This window comes from Flagellimonas maritima (assembly GCF_003269425.1).
In the GTDB taxonomy this organism is placed as follows: domain Bacteria; phylum Bacteroidota; class Bacteroidia; order Flavobacteriales; family Flavobacteriaceae; genus Flagellimonas; species Flagellimonas maritima.
In genome coordinates this window covers 2,593,187-2,612,663 of sequence record NZ_CP030104.1, presented here as the reverse complement: position 1 = coordinate 2,612,663, position 19,477 = coordinate 2,593,187, and the positions used below count along the sequence as shown (strand labels likewise).

General features: G+C 39.0%; 14 protein-coding genes. 9 read left to right on the top strand and 5 right to left on the bottom strand.

What is annotated here, in order from left to right:
* Positions 1-9 precede the first annotated feature (9 nt).
* Positions 10-1,059: a LacI family DNA-binding transcriptional regulator gene (locus HME9304_RS11515; protein WP_112378741.1), complete on the bottom strand. Its 1,050-nt coding sequence runs from the start codon at positions 1,057-1,059 to the stop codon at positions 10-12.
* Between the two features lie 223 nt (positions 1,060-1,282).
* On the opposite strand from HME9304_RS11515, the gene HME9304_RS11510 reads away from it, so the two are divergent.
* The 4 genes from HME9304_RS11510 to HME9304_RS11495 are packed head-to-tail and all read left to right on the top strand — an operon-like array spanning position 1,283 to position 8,498.
* Positions 1,283-4,240 (top strand): SusC/RagA family TonB-linked outer membrane protein, encoded by a 2,958-nt coding sequence (locus HME9304_RS11510; RefSeq protein ID WP_112378740.1) that lies wholly within the window; start codon positions 1,283-1,285, stop codon positions 4,238-4,240.
* A 15-nt stretch (positions 4,241-4,255) separates the two neighbouring features.
* Complete coding sequence (locus HME9304_RS11505; RefSeq protein ID WP_112378739.1) at positions 4,256-5,869, top strand: RagB/SusD family nutrient uptake outer membrane protein; 1,614 nt, start codon at positions 4,256-4,258, stop codon at positions 5,867-5,869.
* Between the two features lie 21 nt (positions 5,870-5,890).
* Positions 5,891-7,033: a SusE domain-containing protein gene (locus tag HME9304_RS11500; protein WP_112378738.1), complete on the top strand. Its 1,143-nt coding sequence runs from the start codon at positions 5,891-5,893 to the stop codon at positions 7,031-7,033.
* Between the two features lie 7 nt (positions 7,034-7,040).
* Positions 7,041-8,498, top strand: a complete 1,458-nt coding sequence (locus tag HME9304_RS11495; protein ID WP_112378737.1) for an alpha-amylase — start codon at positions 7,041-7,043, stop codon at positions 8,496-8,498.
* A 35-nt stretch (positions 8,499-8,533) separates the two neighbouring features.
* On the opposite strand, the gene rsmG is transcribed toward HME9304_RS11495, so the two are convergent.
* A complete protein-coding gene (rsmG, locus tag HME9304_RS11490) occupies positions 8,534-9,160 on the bottom strand; it encodes a 16S rRNA (guanine(527)-N(7))-methyltransferase RsmG (RefSeq protein WP_112378736.1) in 627 nt (208 codons plus the stop codon).
* A 113-nt stretch (positions 9,161-9,273) separates the two neighbouring features.
* Here rsmG and HME9304_RS11485 point away from each other — a divergent pair, with 113 nt between their 5' ends.
* Both HME9304_RS11485 and HME9304_RS11480 read left to right on the top strand, forming a co-directional pair.
* Positions 9,274-10,377: a fatty acid desaturase family protein gene (locus tag HME9304_RS11485; protein WP_112378735.1), complete on the top strand. Its 1,104-nt coding sequence runs from the start codon at positions 9,274-9,276 to the stop codon at positions 10,375-10,377.
* Positions 10,378-10,390: 13 nt separating this feature from the next.
* Positions 10,391-11,578 (top strand): pyridoxal phosphate-dependent aminotransferase, encoded by a 1,188-nt coding sequence (locus HME9304_RS11480; protein ID WP_112378734.1) that lies wholly within the window; start codon positions 10,391-10,393, stop codon positions 11,576-11,578.
* 59 nt (positions 11,579-11,637) lie between these two features.
* On the opposite strand, the gene HME9304_RS11475 is transcribed toward HME9304_RS11480, so the two are convergent.
* Positions 11,638-13,128 (bottom strand): TrkH family potassium uptake protein, encoded by a 1,491-nt coding sequence (locus HME9304_RS11475; protein WP_112378733.1) that lies wholly within the window; start codon positions 13,126-13,128, stop codon positions 11,638-11,640.
* Positions 13,128-14,477, bottom strand: a complete 1,350-nt coding sequence (gene trkA / locus HME9304_RS11470) for a Trk system potassium transporter TrkA (RefSeq protein ID WP_112378732.1) — start codon at positions 14,475-14,477, stop codon at positions 13,128-13,130. Before trkA ends, HME9304_RS11475 begins: the two co-directional genes overlap by 1 nt.
* 193 nt (positions 14,478-14,670) lie before the next feature.
* On the opposite strand from trkA, the gene ubiE reads away from it, so the two are divergent.
* On the top strand, positions 14,671-15,399 hold the full coding sequence (ubiE, locus tag HME9304_RS11465) for a bifunctional demethylmenaquinone methyltransferase/2-methoxy-6-polyprenyl-1,4-benzoquinol methylase UbiE (protein ID WP_112378731.1): 729 nt from the start codon (positions 14,671-14,673) through the stop codon (positions 15,397-15,399).
* A 4-nt stretch (positions 15,400-15,403) separates the two neighbouring features.
* Positions 15,404-16,102 (top strand): type IX secretion/gliding motility protein PorT/SprT, encoded by a 699-nt coding sequence (porT, locus tag HME9304_RS11460; RefSeq protein ID WP_112379802.1) that lies wholly within the window; start codon positions 15,404-15,406, stop codon positions 16,100-16,102.
* Here porT and HME9304_RS11455 read toward each other — a convergent pair.
* Positions 16,089-16,850, bottom strand: coding sequence for a TrmH family RNA methyltransferase (locus tag HME9304_RS11455; protein WP_112378730.1), 762 nt, complete (start codon positions 16,848-16,850; stop codon positions 16,089-16,091). The genes porT and HME9304_RS11455 overlap by 14 nt on opposite strands.
* A gap of 24 nt (positions 16,851-16,874) precedes the next feature.
* On the opposite strand from HME9304_RS11455, the gene tamL reads away from it, so the two are divergent.
* Entirely contained in the window at positions 16,875-19,460 is a 2,586-nt protein-coding gene (gene tamL, locus HME9304_RS11450) for a translocation and assembly module lipoprotein TamL (protein WP_112378729.1), read from the top strand.
* Positions 19,461-19,477 lie beyond the last annotated feature (17 nt).

The following is a 19,477-nucleotide window of genomic DNA, read 5'->3' as shown; positions in this document are numbered from 1 at the left end:
AAATTGTTGCTAAACAAGTCTCTTGGTCGTATCGCGCTCTATCAACACCGTTTCTATAAGATGGGTTGAAAAAACGGTTTGGTCCTCTTCTGTCTCAAGTCCGTCAAGAAGTATTTTTGCGGACAATTCCCCCATCTGTACCCCATTTTGTTTAACTGTAGTAAGACTTGGACGTGAGTGCAGGGATAAGATTCCATCAGAAAAACTAATGACGGAAAGATTCTCCGGGATTTTTAAACCACGCATCCCAGCTACATTTAAAACGGTAATTGCATAAATTTCATTGACGGCAAAAACTCCATCAATTTCTGGGTGGGCATCAAACTTTTTTCTGATTTCCTGGTCCAGGATAATTTGGTATTCGTCCATTCCCCCTTTGTCATCTACTTTTACGATCAATTCTTCTCTAATGGGGATATTATTTTCGCGCAAAACCTCCAAATATCCTTCTGTCCTTAATTTACCAATGGTAATATAGTCTTGTGTGGTCAATAACAAAATATTCTTACATCCTGTTGCCAGCAAAAGTTCAACAGCTTTTTTTGATGCTCTTTTATCGTCTATAATGACCTTATCACATTCCAACCCCTCCACTACTCTATCGAACATAACTATAGGTATACCTTGGCTGATGGATTCCCGAAGATGGTGATAATCTTGATGGAACAGTGTTTCCTTGGAAAGGGAAATAATAAAACCATCTATACCGCCGTCTACCAAAAGATCCATATTGATAATCTCTTTCTCCAAGGATTCGTTGGAAACGCCAATTACCACATTGTATCCTCTTGAATTCGCCACTTTCTCAATTCCGCTGATTACTTTCGCAAAGAAAAAATGTACTATTTCCGGTATGATGATGCCTATGGTCCTACTCTTGTTGTTTTTGAGGTTAAGGGCAATACTGTTGGGTCTGTAATTATATAATTTGGCAAAGGCTTGAATTTTATCCCTGTTCTCCTGGCTTATTTCCTTATTGTTATGAAGTGCCTTTGAAACTGTTGAAATAGATACCCCCAGTTCATTCGCGATTTTCTTCAAAGTCATTTTAGGTTTCATGAAAAATTATGGATTTAATAATTTAATCGTAGTAATATTTTCATTCCTATTTTTATCTAAACGTTATTTTATCTATTCTTTAAGATAAAAGTTATCAACCAGAAAACGTTGTAAGTAAGTATAGGTCAGGGATGTCATGTTTTTTAAGATAATTTTTACATACTTTTCATAGATTATTTTAAAGTAATCTAACAAAAATTATAAACTACAACTCAAAGATTCTATGAAAATACTACAAAAGTTTCTTCTAGTACTCTTATTTGGTTTTCCCATTGGGATTTTGGCACAAATTTCCGTTTCCGGTACGGTAATCGACCAAACTACGGGACTGCCCTTACCAGGAGCAAGTGTCGTTATAAAAGGAACATCCACAGGTACTACGACAGATTTTGATGGACTTTATCAGATTACCGCCAATACCGGTGATATTTTGCAATTTTCTTATGTCGGCTTCAGTGTTCTGGAACTGACCGTAGATGGACCAACATTGGACGCCGCCCTTTCGGAAGATACACAAATGTTGGATGAAATAGTGGTTATCGGTTATGGTACTACGACCAAAAAAGACGCAACAGGTGCCGTGGTCGGTGTGACCGAGGAAGAATTGAACCAAGGTTTTATCGCTTCGCCCCAAGATTTATTGATAGGTAAAGCTGCAGGTGTGAACATTACGACAAACGGTGGCGCCCCCGGTAGCGGTAGCCAGATACGAATTAGGGGAGGTTCCTCTTTGGATGCCAGCAACGATCCCCTGATTATTATCGACGGCGTTCCATTGGATAGCCCAGGATTGGACGAACAAAGAAATTCAGGTTCCAGAAACGTTTTTGATTTTGTTAATCCGAACGACATCTCTTCTTTCTCTATTCTAAAAGATGCTTCGGCAACAGCAATCTATGGGTCAAGGGCATCAAACGGTGTTATCATTATCACTACCAAAAAAGGAAAAACAGGCGAGCTCAAGTTTTCTTTGAACACTTCGGCCTCGGTAAATACATTGAGCAATACAATAGGAGTATTCAGTGCATCGGATTATCGTGAAATCATAGCGGACCGTTTTCCCAATCGAGTATCAGATTTAGGTTCTGCCGACACCAACTGGCAAGAACAAATATTTGAAACGGCCTTAGGTACAGATACCAATTTTAGTGTATCAGGTGGCATTATGGGAATTCCGTTCAGGGCCTCCGTAGGATATACACAGCAGGATGGTATCCTAAGGACAGAGGCACTTGAACGAACAACGGCATCTTTAAATATTACCCCCCGTCTTTTTGATGATAAACTAAAGATAGAATTGAATGCCAGGGGAGCTTATACTGAGAACAACTTCGCAGAGACAGGAGCTATAGGCAGTGCATTGGAATTTGACCCCACACAGCCGGTTTTTGATCCAACATTGCCTGCGGGACTTTTTGATTATTATGAGGAAAATGGATCTGCAACAACAAATACAGTTACAAATCCTGTTGCACAATTAACACTTAGGGACAACCAAGCCATTGCAAGAAGATTTGTGGGAAACGCAAAATTCGATTACAACTTGCATTTCTTCCCTGATATTACAGCTACGCTAAATTTAGGTATAGACAAATCAATTGGTGATGGTACAGATTTTCAACCTCCAACCATATCCTCACAATTGCTGGAAGGTGGTAGAACACGAAATTTTGAACAAGATGAGGAAAACAAACTGATGGACATCTATTTTAAGTATGACAAGGATCTTGATAAAATCAATTCTCGTTTGGATTTTACCGCAGGTTATTCCTACCAAAACTTTTATGAGGACCGTATGAGTGTGGACTTAAGAGGTGATGGTGTTGGTGGACCTTTGGTTATAAAAACCATCCTTGAGAGCAATATTCAATCCTTTTTTGGTCGTTTTAATTATGCATTTAACGATAAGTATCTACTTACGTTAACATACCGAAGGGATGGTTCTTCAAGATTTGGAGGAGATAATCGCTGGGGTAATTTTCCCGCTGCGGCATTCGCTTGGAACATCAGTGATGAGAATTTCCTAAAAGATTCCGAAACACTCTCCAATCTAAAATTGAGATTGGGCTGGGGTATCACAGGTCAACAAGATGTATTGCAAGGAACGGATACACAACCTTTCCTTCCACAGTTCTCACCAAGTCAAAATGGAGCTTCAGGGCAATTGGGTGGTTTTGTAACAACTTTACGTGCGCAACCATTTGATGCCAATATTAAATGGGAAGAGACAACCACCTATAATATTGGTTTGGATTATGGCCTCTTCAATAACCGAATCAGTGGTGCCCTTGAACTGTACTATAGGGAAACAGAAGATTTATTAAGTACTGTTAATGTTGCAGCAGGTAGTAACCTAACAAACCGTCTACCAACAAACATAGGAAGCCTTACCAACAAGGGTGTGGAATTCTTTTTGGATGCCGCAGTATTTAAGAACGAGGATTTCTCTTGGAATTTAGGGTTTAATTTTGCATACAATGAAAATGAAGTCGACCGCTTGTTCCAAACCGGGAACGAACCAGGAACAGGTATACCCGTTTCAGGCACATCGCTTATCGGAATTGGTGGAGATGATGGTGCGCAATGGCATATTGTTGGCCAACCTACTAGAAGTTACTTTGTTTTTGAACAAGTATACGATGAGAATGGAGTTCCGTTGGAAGGAGTCGTGAGGGATTTAAACAATGACGGACAGATCAACGATTTGGACAGGAGGGCCTATAAACAAGCTGCTCCATTGGTCACTTTGGGATTGAACAGTAGGTTCAATTACAAAGAATGGGATTTCAGCTTCTCTGCACGGGCCAATTATGGAAATTATAACTATAATGGTATCGACCTAAATAGGGGGAATTATCGAAACCTTAATATAGGACAAGATTTGAGAAACGTGGCAACTTCGGTCTTGCGCTCCAATTTTGAAGGAACCAGAGACGAAATTACCTTTTCCGATTACTATGTAAGAGATGCTTCATTTATACGAATGGACAATATGACACTCGGCTACACAGTAGATAAACTGTGGAAGGAGAATACTAGAATGCGAATATTCAGTACCCTTCAGAACGTTTTTGTTATAACCGACTATGATGGACTTGACCCAGAAATTACAAATGGTATAGATAACAACATCTACCCAAGACCCTTTACAGTACAAGTAGGTTTATCGTTGGACTTTTAATAAAAAAAGAAAATCATGAAAATTAGTAACATATATCAATTATTTTTTATCCTCATCATGAGTGCCTTTATAAATGGTTGTACTGATGATTTAGATGATATTGACACCATTAACATCAATTCTGAAAATGCCTTTGATGACCCACAGAGCTATTTACAGTTCCTGTCCAAAATCTATGCAGGATTATCCGTAACAGGCCAACAAGGACCATCTGGACAAGGAGATTTGATAGGTTTTGATGAAGGAAATTCGCAATACATGCGTACCTACTTTTATTTGAACGAAGTTACAGCTGATGCAGTAAAGTGGCGGTATGATGATGCTGGTCTTGCGGAACTTTTAGTAAATGAATGGACTGCGGACAATGATGTAATTTCCGTGGTCTATAACCGATTGATTTTTCAGGTTACACAGGCAAATGAATTTTTAAGACAGACAGAACAATCAGTTTTGGATGGTAGAAATGTTCCTGCGGACATCCAAACCGATATAGCATTTTACAGAGCGGAAGCCCGCTTTCTCAGAGCTTTGAGCTATTACCATGGATTGGAACTTTTTGGTGGCAACATCCCTTTCGTAACCGAAGAGGATTTACCGGGAGCGTTCTTTCCGGAACAGACAAACGCTGTAGATTTATTCAATTATATAGAATCTGAACTGATTGAAATTGCCGACCTTTTGGTGCCGGCAACCCAAAACGATTATGGAAGGGCCGATCAAGCAGCGGCATGGACGTTGTTGGCCAGGTTGTACCTAAATGCAGAAGTGTATATTGGAGAAAATAGATATAGTGATTGTATCAATTTTTGTGAAAGGATAATCGCAGCTGGGTATACATTAGAGCCCAATTATAATGAACTTTTTTTAGCAGACAACAATACGGCTGAAGGAATTATTTTTCCTGTTACCCACGACGGTGTAGAAACACAATCCTTTGGGTATATGTTTATTATGGTAAACGGCACTTTGGACGCAAATATTAATTCTTCAGGTGATTTTGGCGCAAATACAGGTGGATTTGCCGGACTTACGTGTAAAGAAAATTTTGTCCGTCTATTTGAGTTCCCTAACGATGACCCTTTTCAAGATAGCCCAGATATTAGAGCTTCTTTTTTCTTCAAAGACGGGCATTCACTTGAACTAACTTCGCCTCCTACAGGAAGTGATTTCCAAGAAGGATTTGGGTATACAAAATTCAGAAATCTTACTTCTGACGGAGTTCCTGGACAGGACAACAGTTATCCCGATATAGATCTTCCATTATTTCGACTTGCCGATGTTTACTTGATGTACGCCGAAGCATTTTTAAGAAATGGAGGGGGAGATGAAGGGACTGCTTTAGGTTATGTAAATGCAATAAGACAGCGAGCATACGGAGATGCTTCAGGAAATGTAGCTTCCTTGGACCTTCAATTTATACTTGACGAAAGAGGCAGGGAACTCGGTTGGGAAGGCTACCGAAGAACAGACTTGGTCCGTTTTGGACAATACACCGGGAACACCTATTTATGGGACTGGAAAGGTGGATTGGAAAATGGTACGTCCATACCAGCGCACTTTGATATTTTTCCAATACCGGCGGGAGACTTAAACGCAAACCCCAACTTAGACCAAAATCCAGATTATTAATCCTAAAAATTGTTTTTGAAGATGAAATATTTAGTAAAATTTTTGACACTAATTTTAGTTTTTTCCATCATTGGTTGCGATGATGAAGATCCAGTAACAATAGCATCCGTAGTAGCGGCACCATCAATATCTTCCGAGCTGAATGGGAGTACGGTAGTATTGACAGAAGCAACATCAAGTAATGTTGCCGTAACTTTTACATGGTCCCCGGCAGATTTTGATGTTACCACCGTGGAGAACTATGAACTTTTAATGGGGATGGCAGGAAACGAATTTGCCACAGCACATAGTTTCGGTACCACCAGTAATACATTTGTCTCTCTCACGGTAAATGAGTTTAATAACTTATTGATAGACCCGGATATTTTTAACCAAACTGTAATGCGGGACGAAAACGATAATATAATACCGGCACAAATGGAAGCAAAGGTTATAGCCTCTTTGGGAAGCCTTACCATGGAATCTGACGTTATTACTTTCAGTGTTGTTCCTTTTGAAGCAAGTGAACCAGCACCATTGGAAGACTTTTTCGTAGTAGGAAGCTTTTTGGCTGCAAGTGGATATGGAAATGATTGGACTCCGGCCGATGCAGTGCAGATTTTGGCAACTGAAGAAGACGACGTAAGTTTTGAAGGGTTTGTTTTTATGGCAGATGATGGCTCACAATATAAGTTCTTGCCAACAAACGAAAGTTTTGATGGAGATTATGGCGACACTGGGGATTCAGATGGTTCGTTCTCTGGAACCATTGAACAAGAAGATGAGGTAAATTGTGGAACACCTGATGGAACAGGAGGATATTATTTAATCCGTATGAACTCAGAAACCCTAACGTATTCCCTTGACAAAACGTCTTGGGCCGTAACAGGAGAAGCAACACCGAATGGATGGCCAGATGATAATGATCCAGAAGGTTCCGCAGATCAAGACATGACCTACGACCCAGATACAAAAACTTGGTCCATAGATGTAAACTTGACTGCTGGAGAATTCAAATTTAGGGCCAATGATGCTTGGGATTTGAACCTTGGTGGCGATGACAATGGCGATGGTTCTATGGATTTTGGAGGCGGAAACCTTAGTATTGATGCCGGAGGAAGTTATAGAATAGTGTTGGATTTAAGTAATTCAAGACAATATACTTATTCAGTAACACCAAATTAAAATTACAATGAAAAAATCGATAAATTCTTTTTTTGAATCACAGGCAAACTTTTTTCATAAAGTAATTCTAATCTCAGGCTGCGTATTATTGGCTTCATGTTCCGATGCCTTCAATCAACCCAGTGGTTTGGTCGAAGAAGCATTAACAAACGGAGATGGTCAGGTATCGGAAGGCCAAGACTTGACCAATTTTCTAAATGGAAACGGTGTAATGATGCAGGCTTTTTACTGGGATGTTGAACCACGTTTTGATTGGTGGGACCTTATTGCCGATAAAACAGATGAATGGGCATCAGTCGGGATAGACAGAATTTGGCTGCCCCCTGTTTCCAAAGGACAATCAGGAGGATTTTCCATGGGTTACGACCCCTCAGACTATTATGACTTGGGAGAATATTTTCAACAGGGCACCACCGAGACTCGTTTTGGTTCACGTGAAGAATTGGATAATCTAATCGCCAAAGCGCATGAAAACGACATAGAGGTGATTGCAGATATCGTTATGGGTCATAATAGTGGAGGTGGTCTTGAATATAATCCTTACCGCGACAAGGATACTTTCACTTTATTTAATGAAATGAATGGAAATGCCTCTGGAATGTTCAACAGAAACTTTGAGGATTACCATCCCAATAGCATTCACAACAACGATGAAGAAGCACTTTTCTTTGAAGAGCAGGATTTATGTCATTTACAGGACAATGTACAGAACTGGCTATGGAAGTTTGATAATTCCGTGGCAAAGTATTACAAGAATACCGTTGGTTTTGACGGTTGGCGTTTTGACTATGTAAAAAGCTTTAGTCCAGAATATGTTGATGCATGGGTCGATGAAGTAGGTGGATGGTCCGTAGGTGAATTCTTTGATGGCAACGCAAATTTAGTGAGGGACTGGGTGGCTGCCGCAGGCGTGAACGCTTTCGATTTTCCATGTCTTTTCCAAATGCGGGATGCCTTTCAGCAGAACAATTTGACCATTTTGCAAAATGGGGACATGCTATGGAAAACCAATCCAGCAGATGCCGTTACGTTTGTAGCAAATCATGATACGGATAGAGAACCTGTCATAGAAGAGGAATACAAGCTTTTTGCATATTCCTATATATTGACACATCCGGGATATCCCACTATTTTCTATCTGGACTATGAAAATGAGGAGTTCAAGGAAAAATTGAATCAACTTATCCTCATCAATAGAACCATCGCATCAGGTGAATTGGAAGTGTTGTTTGCTGATGAAGATGAGTACATCGCAGCAAGAAAAGGGGATGGCGATAATCCAGGGCTGGTATTGTACATTAATACAAATGGACTTGAACTGAACAGACAAGTAACCACACACTGGACCGAAAATAATTTACACGATTACACGGGAAGCATCGCTTCCTCGGTGGCTACAGATTCCAGTGGAGCGGTAACCCTAAAGGCTCCTGCCAATGGTTATGCTGTGTGGTCTATAAAATAAGTTGAGTTAGTTTTGGTGGTAATATGCACTTGCCCTTATTTTAAGGGCAAGTATACCACCTTTTTGGTTTCAAAGAATTCTTCCTTAAAATACTCGCTCAGTTCAAAAACCTGCACAGTTCTATAGTCTTTTAATTCTTCGCTTAAATCCCCACCTTTCAGATATAGAATACCATTTTTCCGCTCATGGGAAGACACTTTTTTTATCTTTCCTTTTGTCCAATGTACAAAAGTGGGCATAGCGGCAACCGCTCTACTGACTATAAAATCAAATTGACCTTCAATATCTTCAACTCTGGAGTGAACGGCGGTTACATTTTTTAATTTTGTTCCATCAATTACTTCTTGAACAACTTTTATTTTTTTTCCTATGGCATCTACCAACATAAAGTGGGTATCGGGAAATAATATGGCCAATGGAATTCCTGGAAATCCTCCTCCGGTTCCCACATCCAAAATTTTGGAGCCCTCGTTGAACTGTTGAATCTTTGCAATTCCCAAGGAATGCAGCACATGGCGCAGATACAGTTCATCAATATCTTTTCTCGAGACCACATTTATCTTCTTGTTCCAATCTTGGTAGAGCATCTCCAAGGCAAGAAAATGTTGTCTTTGTACATTGGTGAGGCTCGTAAAATAGTTGAAGATTAAATCTATGTTCATGACCAATCCTGTTAATTTAGCCAAAATTAATACTTTTAATTACCTTAACGCCGTTTTCACATTAAGGAGACTACTTGGAGGATCAATTTAACTACCTTTGTAAAAAATAGTATATGGATAAGGATACCATCCGATTTTCAAGAAAAGATTCAGCGAACTTTTTTAGAACGCTCAATAAAAGAGTAAATCAATATTTTAGTGAGAATGAAATAAAAAAAACCGGGAATTGGAAACTTCATCTTAAAACTATAGTGATGTTCGCCGTTTTTTTGACTCCCTACTTTTTAATATTGACATTGAACCTACCTTTTTGGGCCTACCTTTTATTGTCCATCACTATGGGTGTAGGTATGGCAGGTGTCGGAATGAATGTGATGCATGATGGCAACCATGGTTCATATTCCAATAAAAAATGGGTGAACAAATTAATGGGGGGCAGTATTTATATATTGGCAGGCAATGTTTACAATTGGCAGGTACAGCATAATGTCCTGCACCACACCTACACCAACATCCACGAGCATGACGAGGATATGGAAGCAGGTAGGATACTTCGTTTTTCAAAACATGCAGAATGGCAAAAACACCATAAATTTCAACATTTTTATTCTGTTTTTCTTTATGGACTATTGACTTTTAATTGGGCCATTACAACTGATTTTCAGCAAATGTACAGGTACATGAAAAGAAAGTTATCCTATGGAAAACGTCCCAGCCCTATAATCAACTGGAGTACATTGGTAATCACCAAACTGATTTATATTACAATCTGGATCGTATTGCCTTTAATTTTCGTTGACATTGCTTGGTGGCAGGTATTGCTCGGGTTTTTTATAATGCACTATGTAGCAGGGGTAATATTAAGCGTTGTTTTTCAGTTGGCACACATCGTCGACCATGCAGATACTCCATTACCGGATGAAAACGGGACCATGAAAAACACTTGGGCAATCCACCAACTGGTAACTACCGTTAATTTTGGGACTAAAAATAGAATTGTGAATTGGTTTACGGGTGGCTTGAATCACCAAGTAGAGCATCATATATTCCCTAACATCAGTCACGTTCACTACACAAAAATATCCAAAATTGTGAAACAGACCGCCAAAGAGTTTAATCTGCCTTACAACGAATATAAAACTACGAGAAAAGCGATAATTTCGCACTTCAAACATCTGAAGGAGTTAGGTAAGAATCCAGCACTTCAGTACCAGTAAAATAGCACAATCAATGAGTAATCACCTATCTGACAGGATTCAGAAAATGTCCACGTCGGCCACGTTGGCTATGGCCGCAAAAGCAAGAGAACTAAGAAAGGAAGGGAAAGATATTATAGGGTTAAGTTTGGGAGAACCCGATTTTAACATTCCCGATTTTATAAAGGAAGCCGCAAAAAAAGCCATTGACGAAAACTACAGTAGCTATACTCCCGTAGACGGTTACGCAGATTTAAAAAAGGCTATTTCGAAAAAATTTAAGCGGGACAATGATCTGGACTATACCACAAGTCAAATTGTAGTCTCTACGGGTGCCAAACAGTCGCTCTTCAATGTCGCTATGGTTGTTTTGAACCCTGGAGATGAAGTCGTCCTTCCTGCACCATATTGGGTTAGCTATAGTGATATCGTAAAATTGGCCGAAGCCGTTCCAGTTGAGGTTACCACTAGCATTGATACTGATTTTAAAATGACTCCTGAACAACTTGAAGCCGCAATCACACCAAAAACAAAAATGGTATGGTTCAGTTCTCCTTGCAATCCCAGTGGCTCTGTTTACAGCGAAACCGAATTAAAAGGTTTAGCAGAAGTTTTGAAAAAATATCCCAATATTTTTGTGGTTTCAGATGAAATCTACGAGCATATTAATTTTATGGGCGGTCATGTAAGTATTGCAGGAGTTGAAGGGATGTACGATAGAACCATTACTATCAATGGGGTGTCAAAAGCGTTTGCCATGACAGGTTGGAGAATAGGTTATATGGGTGCTCCTGAATGGATTGCCAAGGGATGTACCAAACTTCAAGGCCAAGTAACAAGTGGTGCCAATGCAATTGCGCAACGGGCCGTAATTGCTGCTCTGGAAGCTCCAAAAAGCAAGATTCAGTTTATGATCGATGAATTTCATCAACGAAGGGATTTGGTTCTTGAGCTTTTAGGTGAAATTAAAGGGTTCAAATTAAATGTTCCTGAAGGCGCTTTCTATGTTTTTCCTGACATCTCTGACTTTTTTGGGAAAACTTTGAACGGTACTAAAATTGACAATGCTTCGGATTTTGCACTATATCTATTGGAACATGCCAATGTGGCGACGGTTACGGGTGAAGCTTTTGGCAATCCTAATTGTATTCGAATATCATATGCTGCGTCCGAAAAAGAACTAAGGGAAGCTATTTCTAGAATTTCTGAAGTTGTAAACTAGTTTAGATTGTCCGAAAAATAATACCCTTCAAAATCCTTAAATTTTGAAGGGTATTATTTTTAAAATTTCTTCCAAAAATAAGGTGTCAGAATTATTAGCACAGTGAACAGTTCCAATCTACCCAAAAGCATCAAAAATCCGCACCACCATTTTCCAACATTTGGTAAACTGTTGTAATTGCTGACGGGGTTCAAACTTCCAAAGGCAGGTCCTACATTGCCCAATGAAGAAGCTGCACCACCAATGGCAGAGATAAAATCAAGGCCCAAAAAACCTAAAAAGAGAGAACCTATTATAAAAAGGAGCATATAGAGTACAAAAAATGCTATAATATTATAGACGATATGCTCTGTAACTGTTTTATTATTATAACGCACAGGAATAATTGCATTAGTATGCAAAGTTCTTTTAAACTCTAGAATACCGTTCTTAATGATCAATAAGTGACGCATTACTTTTATTCCCCCAGAGGTTGATCCAGCCGAACCCCCCAAAAACATCAGACCAAAAAAGAATATGGTCAAGAAAGGTGTCCAACCTGTAAAATCTGCAGTGACAAATCCTGTTGTTGTAATGACCGCTATTACTTGAAAAAGTGCATGTCTAAAAGAACTTTCCACCTCACCATAAACCATAGGATGAAAATCGGAAATGGGTACATTGGCCTTTACATAAACAACAATGGCGGCTATAATTGTAAATAGAACAATAAAACCTGTATAGTATTTAAACTCCTCGTCTTTTAAAACTCGCTGTACTCTACCTGTAAAAGCAAAATAACTCAATACGAAATTGCTCCCGGCCAAAAACATAAAGAGAATAATAATATATTGTATCAAAGGTTGATCGTTCCAATAGGCCAGACTTGCATTTTTTGTGGAGAAACCTCCTGTTGAGAGTGTGGCCAAGGCATGGTTCATTGCATCAAAAATGGACATTCCTGCCAATTTCAATAAAATTGCTTCAGTGACCGTATATCCAAAATAAATAAGCCACAATCTTTTTGCGGTATCCGTAATCCTTGGGTGGAGCTTGTCACCCCCTGGTCCAGGTGCTTCTGCAGAAAATAGTTGCATACCTCCTATGCCCAAGAGTGGAAGGATGGCGATAGCAAGCACTATAATCCCCATTCCACCAATCCAGTGGGTAAGGCTTCGCCAAAACAGTATGCCTTTGGGCAAAGACTCAATATCGTCCAAAATGGAAGCACCAGTGGTGGTATACCCGGATATGGTTTCAAAAAAAGCGTTGGTAACAGAAGGTATAGCTCCTGAAAACAGGTAAGGCAATGTTCCTGATATGGACATTATAATCCATCCAAAGGTGACTACTATATACCCCTCTTTTCGTTTGACTTCCTTCTTATGCCCACGCGTGTAAAACATCGCCATTACGCCTACAAGCATGGTCACTATAGCTGCCAAAGTAATGTCTAAAGTTGCGCCATCTTTGTAAATTCCGCTTACAAAAGCTGAGATGAGCATAAAAAAACCATTGCAAAGTAGCAATAGCCCCATGATGTGGACAATTATTCGGGTATTCAGGTTCATTACAAAAACAGCTTTTCTATACGTGGAATCGCTTTGGGCAGGCAACAGACCACAACCTTATCTCCTTTCATGATCTTAAAATCCCCCAATGCTATAATTCCCTTGCCGTTCCTTATAACACCTCCAATACTTGCTTCCCTAGGGAAATCCAACTCCCTTATAATTTCTCCGTTGACCAAAGAAGTTGCATTTACTTCAAATTCCAAAATCTCCGCATTTAGATTGCTCAACCTTGTTAGTGCCAGCACCTCCCCCCTTCGTATGTACCTAAAAATATTATTGGCAGCCAAAAGTTTTTTATTTATCAGTGTATCCACTCCTATTGAATGTGAAAGCTGAAAGTAGTCCATATTCTCTACAAGGGCTATGGTTTTCTTTATGTTTTTTGACTTGGCTACCAAACAGGACATAATGTTGGTTTCGGAATTTCCCGTGACCGCTATAAATGCATCCATTGACTCCAAACTTTCCTCATCCAGTAATTCAACATTTCTGCCATCTCCATTTATTACCAAGGCATAAGGTAAATCATCGGCTATGTCAAAAGCTTTCTCTTTATTCTTTTCAATAAGCTTGACATTGAATTTTTTACCACAAAGATCGCGAGCGGTCTTAAAGCCTACCTTACTACCTCCCAAAATCATAACATTTTTGATGTCCTTTCTTTCCATTCCGGTAAGCTTGTACAGTTCATCCACACCTTCTGCAGATGTAATGAAGTATACTTGGTCACCTTCTTTGAATATGGTATCACCTCTTGGGATAAGTGTATATTGGGTTCCCATGCGCTGCAAGGCAATTGGCATAAAGTGAAGTTCGGGAAAAATCCGCGCGGCCTCTTTTACCATTTTACCTACAAATGGCGCCGACTTTGGCAAAAAGACGCCAATCATGGTCAATAGTCCTTCTTCAAACTCGTAGGTGTCATTAAAAGCGGATTGATTGAGCAACAACTGTATTTCTGTTGCGGCAAGTTCTTCCGGAGAAATCAATTCATCTATGCCAAGATCCTCAAATTTTACAAGCTCTCGGTTATCTATAAACTCAGTATTGGATATTCTAGCTATGGTTTTTTTGCTGCCCAGCTGTTTTGCCAAAAAACAAAGTGTAATATTCGTAGTCTCTGAAGCAGTAACCCCAATAACAAGATCAGAGGTCTCTACCTGAGCATCCTGCAAAACTTCAATGGATGTGGCATCACCTCTAAGCACTCTAATATCCAGATGATTATCGGCATAGGATAAACTTTCCTTGTCTGTATCTATCAATGTTATTTCTTGGGCTTCATAGGACAATAGTTTTGCCAAATGAAAACCTACCTCACCTGCTCCGGCAATTATAATCTTCATTGATTAAAATAAGAAGTTCTTAACTGAATTCAATTCGTGTTTTATAAAAAGTAAAATGGCGCAATGCCAAAGTCATAAAGACGATACCTAACATAATAGGGAAAAGCTTTCCTTGATTGCGCGGTAAAATTACACAATTATTTTTGTTCATCTTCCATATACCTAAATCGTATATTTACCAAAAATTGACCACATGTCCGAAAAAGTTAAACCATACAAAGATTCTGAGCTTGGGAAAAAGGAACAAGTAAGACAGATGTTCGATACCATTTCTAAGAATTATGATGGATTGAACAGGGTCATTTCGTTTGGTATTGATTTAAAATGGAGGAAACGCATCGTTAGCCTTCTTAAAAAGAAAAATCCAAAGATCATTTTGGATATCGCCACGGGAACGGCAGATTTGGCCATTGCCATGACCGATACAGGTGCGGAAAAAATTATAGGACTGGATATTTCTCCTGGAATGCTGGAAGTTGGCGAGGCCAAAATTTCTGAAAAAAGTTTGGGAGACACCATAACCTTGGTTGTGGGCGATAGCGAAAATCTTCTTTTTGAAGATAATACTTTTGATGCGGTAACGGTAGCTTTTGGGGTACGTAACTTTGAAAACCTGGAAAAAGGGCTTCAAGAAATTTATAGGGTTTTAAGACCGGAAGGAAGTCTGGTCATCCTTGAAACGTCCGTACCCACAAAAACACCTTTTAAGCAAGGCTATAAGTTGTATACAAAATACGTCCTCACGGGAATCGGCAGAGCTTTCTCAAAAGACAGGTCTGCGTACGATTATCTAAGCGAATCCGCTTCTGTTTTTCCACATGGCAAAGAATTCAACAATATTTTATCCAAAATTGGGTTTATAGGTATAGAGAACATGCCCCAAACATTTGGGGTGGCATCTATATATGTCGCGACAAAATAATTTGATGAAAAACGTCCTTCTTCTATTTGGCCTGCTACTTGCCATTAGCCCAAATTCTATGGCTCAGTTCAATAAAGACCCTATTTTAAACCTTCAAAGCGAAGATTTAAAATTATTAAATTGGGGCTATTACCTAGGTATTAACCAATACGATTTTCAGTTTGAGTTTAAAAATGATATCGGACAGGATATCTTGGTCGATAAAAGTATTGGTTTCAATGTCGGGTTGATAGGAGAAATGCGCATCAATGAATATTTGGATGTTCGTTTTGAGCCCGGTCTACTTTATACTGGAAGAAACTTGGGCTTTCCAGGATTTACTTCGGAAGCCGATGCAATTCGTGAGGTAAAATCTACTTATATAAGGTTTCCATTACTGTTGAAAGTAAGTGCAAAACGGTTTGGTAATTGGAAACCCTACGTTACCGGAGGATTGTATACATCAATAAATCTTGGTAGCAAGGAGGACAGCTTGGATGATAATAGCAGTGGTGAATTTAGAATGAAGCAGAATGTTTATGGCTATGAACTTGGTTTCGGAATTGATATCTACACAGAATATTTCAAATTTTCACCATCAATACGTGGTGTCTTTGCCCTTACGAATGAACTGGTCCCTGATAATGACCCCAATAGCCCTTGGACAGGCAATATCAATGCCATGCGCACCCGGGGAATCTTTATCAATTTTACCTTCGAGTAACGGAACTGCCGATTTTCGTGGAGGCTATATCTCCCCTCCTTATTTCGTTCAATAGAATTGCAGTTGCCGTTGCAACGTTAAGACTCTCAGTAGTAACTTTGCCATGCTGTGGAATAGCAATGCGCTTTTTTATTAGTAATTCGATAGCATCGGATATTCCATTTCCCTCATTTCCCACTATTAAAATGCCTTTTTCAGGAAGTTGATTGTTGTAAATTGATTCGCCGTCCATAAAAGCTCCATAAATTGGAAGTTTTGTTTTCCCCAAGAAATCGGTCAAATCCAAATAGACCACATTGATTCTGGCAATAGAGCCCATAGTTGCCTGCAACACTTTTGGGTTGTAACAGTCTACGGTATCCATGGAGCAAATTAAATTTTTGATTCCGAACCAATCGCACAACCTAATAATGGTTCCAAGGTTTCCGGGGTCGCGGATAGAATCCAATGCAAGTAACCAATCATGTGTTTTTAAAGGTTTAGTATCGGGAATATGAAATACTCCCAATACCCCATTAGGATTTATTAAACTGCTCATCTGCTTTAATTCTGTATTGAGAACGAGCTCGGCACCGTCAAATTTCTTCAAGAACTTAGACTGCTCTACAAATACTTTAAAAGGTTTTATGCCTTCTTCCAAAAGTTCGGCGACCCCCTTTTCACCTTCAACAACGAATAACCCGTGTTGACTTCGGTACTTTTTTTGCTGTAAGCTCTTAACTAGCTTAATTTGGTTTTTGCTAACCATCTAAATCGTGTATTTTTGGCGTCTATGACGGGTTTTTTAAGTCCAATGTGTAACTGGGCAAAAATAGGATTATTGTTGCTTGTGTTTACCATCGTAGGTTGTAATACCCTTAAAAAGGTTGATGACGATGAGTTGTTATTGATCAAGAATACCATTTATGCAGATGATGAAAAGGTAAGCAATGATGCAGTTAAGAGTCTAATCCTTCAAAAACCAAACAGTAATGTTTTAGGTTACCCGCTGCGTTTGAACCTATATAATCTTGCAAAAGAAAATCCTGATTCATCTTTTCAAAATTGGCTGCACAGGAAGGAAAAGCGTGAAAAAAGATTAAACAAATTACTTTCTAAAAAACAAGTAAACAGGCTTAGGGAATCCTTTTTCGTAAAAGGAGCCAGTGAATTTTTAAAAAGGATTGGTGAGGCACCCGTTACCGTGGATACCCTATTGGCGGCTACTAGTATTGAACGGTTGGAGGCATATTATGATAGTAAAGGCTATTTTAATAATTCGGGGACTTTTGAAGTGGTAGAGCAAAAAAGAAAGAAAAGGGCTGAAATTGAATATAAGATTGCTTTGGAAAAACCATTTTTAGTCGATACGATAATAAAAAACATTACCTCACCGGAGTTGGACTCAATTTACCAAAAAAACAGTAAAGGAGCATTGGTCAAGAACGGAGAACAGTTCGATTTAAATAATTTCAACTCGGAGCGAGAGCGACTTACCAATCTTTTTAGAAACACGGGGGTATATAATTTTCAGGAAAGCTCTATAAATTATGATATTTTAAGAGACACCTTGCAGATAGCTGATGACCAACTTATGGATGTAAAATTGAACATTCAAAAACCAAGGAGTTCCAATGATGCTGATAGCGCCTCTACATATCGTATCCATCGACTAAAAAAGATTAATATCTATGCGGATTATTTAATTGGCGGAACAACTGATTCCCTAAAATCGATTGAACACGAAAATTACACTATATTTTACGCCAATAAACTCAGATACAAACCAAAGGCATTGACTGATGCCATTTTTTTTGAAAAAGATAGTATTTACAGGGATTTGGATAGAATTAGGACGTATAGGCAGATAACAAATCTTAATACGTTCAAATACCCCAATATTGAGTTCGTTCCAGATACCGCACAAGCAAAGCTTATATCTAATATTTATCTTGCGCCAAGGCCAAAATTTTCATTAAGTTTTGATTTTGATGTCACGCATTCCAATATACAGCGACTTGGAACAGCGTTCAGTTCATCCCTAATCACCAGAAACGTTTTTGGCGGTGCTGAAACTTTGAGTATTTCTGCAAGGGGAGCAATAGGTCTTTTGAGCGATGCATCATTATCCGATGAAACCTTTACGTCGGAAATTGGAGGCGATATCAACATTACATTTCCGCGGATTTGGCTACCTGTAAAAACCAAGAACATCATTCCATATTATATGTTACCACAAAGTAGGCTTCTTGTCGGAACAAATTTTCAGCGTAACATTGGTCTGGACAAACAATCGTTCAATACGGTCCTATCTTACAATTGGTCGCCCTCAGCAAGTTTAAAGCACAATATAGAATTATTAAATGTTGAATTTATCCGAAATGTAAACCCTGATAATTTCTATAATGTCTATCAAAACACCTTCACCAATCTTGATGAAATAGCGGACGAATTTCAAGATGACCCGCAGTATGCTTCTTTTTTTGAAGATTCGGGCGATAACGATGACCCCCTTACTTTGGACATTCCTGATGGAGCCAATGAATTTGCACAAGCTGTATTGAACAATGAGATTCCCACTACTCCAGAACAATTCAGTGAAGTGAACAGTATAGACGAGCGCCAACGGCGTCTAACGGAGAATAACCTCATTTTTGCAACTAATTATACATTTACCAAGAGCAGTAAGACAGACATTAACGACAACAGCTTTTATCAGCTTAGGGTGAGACTTGAAAGTGCAGGAAATCTTTTGTCCCTTTTGGAAGACGTAGTGCCCTACAATGAAAACGATAATGACCAACTTTTGGTTTTTGGGGTTCCCTTTTCCCAATATTTTAAAACAGAATTGGATTTCATAAGACATTGGAACGTTTCTAATACCAGTGTACTTGCTTTTAGAAGTTTTCTTGGTCTTGCAGTGCCTTACGGAAATTCTGAAAGTATTCCATTTTTACGTAGTTACTTTGCTGGTGGATCAAATGATAATAGAGCATGGAATGCTTACGAACTGGGGCCTGGAAGCACAAGAAATATAAACGACTTTAACGAGGCTAATTTAAAGATTGCCCTAAATCTGGAATATCGATTTCCAATTGCCGGTGATGTAAAAGGAGCCCTATTTGCAGATGCGGGTAATATTTGGAACGTTTTTGATAATGAAGACAATCCAGATGCAATCTTTACTGATTTTACTTCCCTCGCAGACATAGCGTTGGGTACAGGTTTGGGGTTGCGTTATGACTTTACTTATTTTGTTTTCAGACTAGATATTGGCTTCAAAACCTATAACCCGGCAGAAGAATGGTCCAGGCGTTGGTTCAGAGGTTATAACCTAAGAAATGCTGTATTCAATATAGGTATCAATTATCCTTTCTAGAGCAAATAATTTATTAC

Coding starts and splice junctions, on each gene's coding strand:
- HME9304_RS11475 (WP_112378733.1), bottom strand. CDS start 13,128: ATGAACCTGAATACCCGAATAATTGTCCACATCATGGGGCTATTGCTA.
- trkA (WP_112378732.1), bottom strand. CDS start 14,477: ATGAAGATTATAATTGCCGGAGCAGGTGAGGTAGGTTTTCATTTGGCA.
- HME9304_RS11510 (WP_112378740.1), top strand. CDS start 1,283: ATGAAAATACTACAAAAGTTTCTTCTAGTACTCTTATTTGGTTTTCCC.
- porT (WP_112379802.1), top strand. CDS start 15,404: ATGAAAAACGTCCTTCTTCTATTTGGCCTGCTACTTGCCATTAGCCCA.
- HME9304_RS11495 (WP_112378737.1), top strand. CDS start 7,041: ATGAAAAAATCGATAAATTCTTTTTTTGAATCACAGGCAAACTTTTTT.
- HME9304_RS11515 (WP_112378741.1), bottom strand. CDS start 1,059: ATGAAACCTAAAATGACTTTGAAGAAAATCGCGAATGAACTGGGGGTA.
- HME9304_RS11480 (WP_112378734.1), top strand. CDS start 10,391: ATGAGTAATCACCTATCTGACAGGATTCAGAAAATGTCCACGTCGGCC.
- HME9304_RS11505 (WP_112378739.1), top strand. CDS start 4,256: ATGAAAATTAGTAACATATATCAATTATTTTTTATCCTCATCATGAGT.
- HME9304_RS11500 (WP_112378738.1), top strand. CDS start 5,891: ATGAAATATTTAGTAAAATTTTTGACACTAATTTTAGTTTTTTCCATC.
- ubiE (WP_112378731.1), top strand. CDS start 14,671: ATGTCCGAAAAAGTTAAACCATACAAAGATTCTGAGCTTGGGAAAAAG.
- tamL (WP_112378729.1), top strand. CDS start 16,875: ATGACGGGTTTTTTAAGTCCAATGTGTAACTGGGCAAAAATAGGATTA.
- rsmG (WP_112378736.1), bottom strand. CDS start 9,160: ATGAACATAGATTTAATCTTCAACTATTTTACGAGCCTCACCAATGTA.
- HME9304_RS11455 (WP_112378730.1), bottom strand. CDS start 16,850: ATGGTTAGCAAAAACCAAATTAAGCTAGTTAAGAGCTTACAGCAAAAA.
- HME9304_RS11485 (WP_112378735.1), top strand. CDS start 9,274: ATGGATAAGGATACCATCCGATTTTCAAGAAAAGATTCAGCGAACTTT.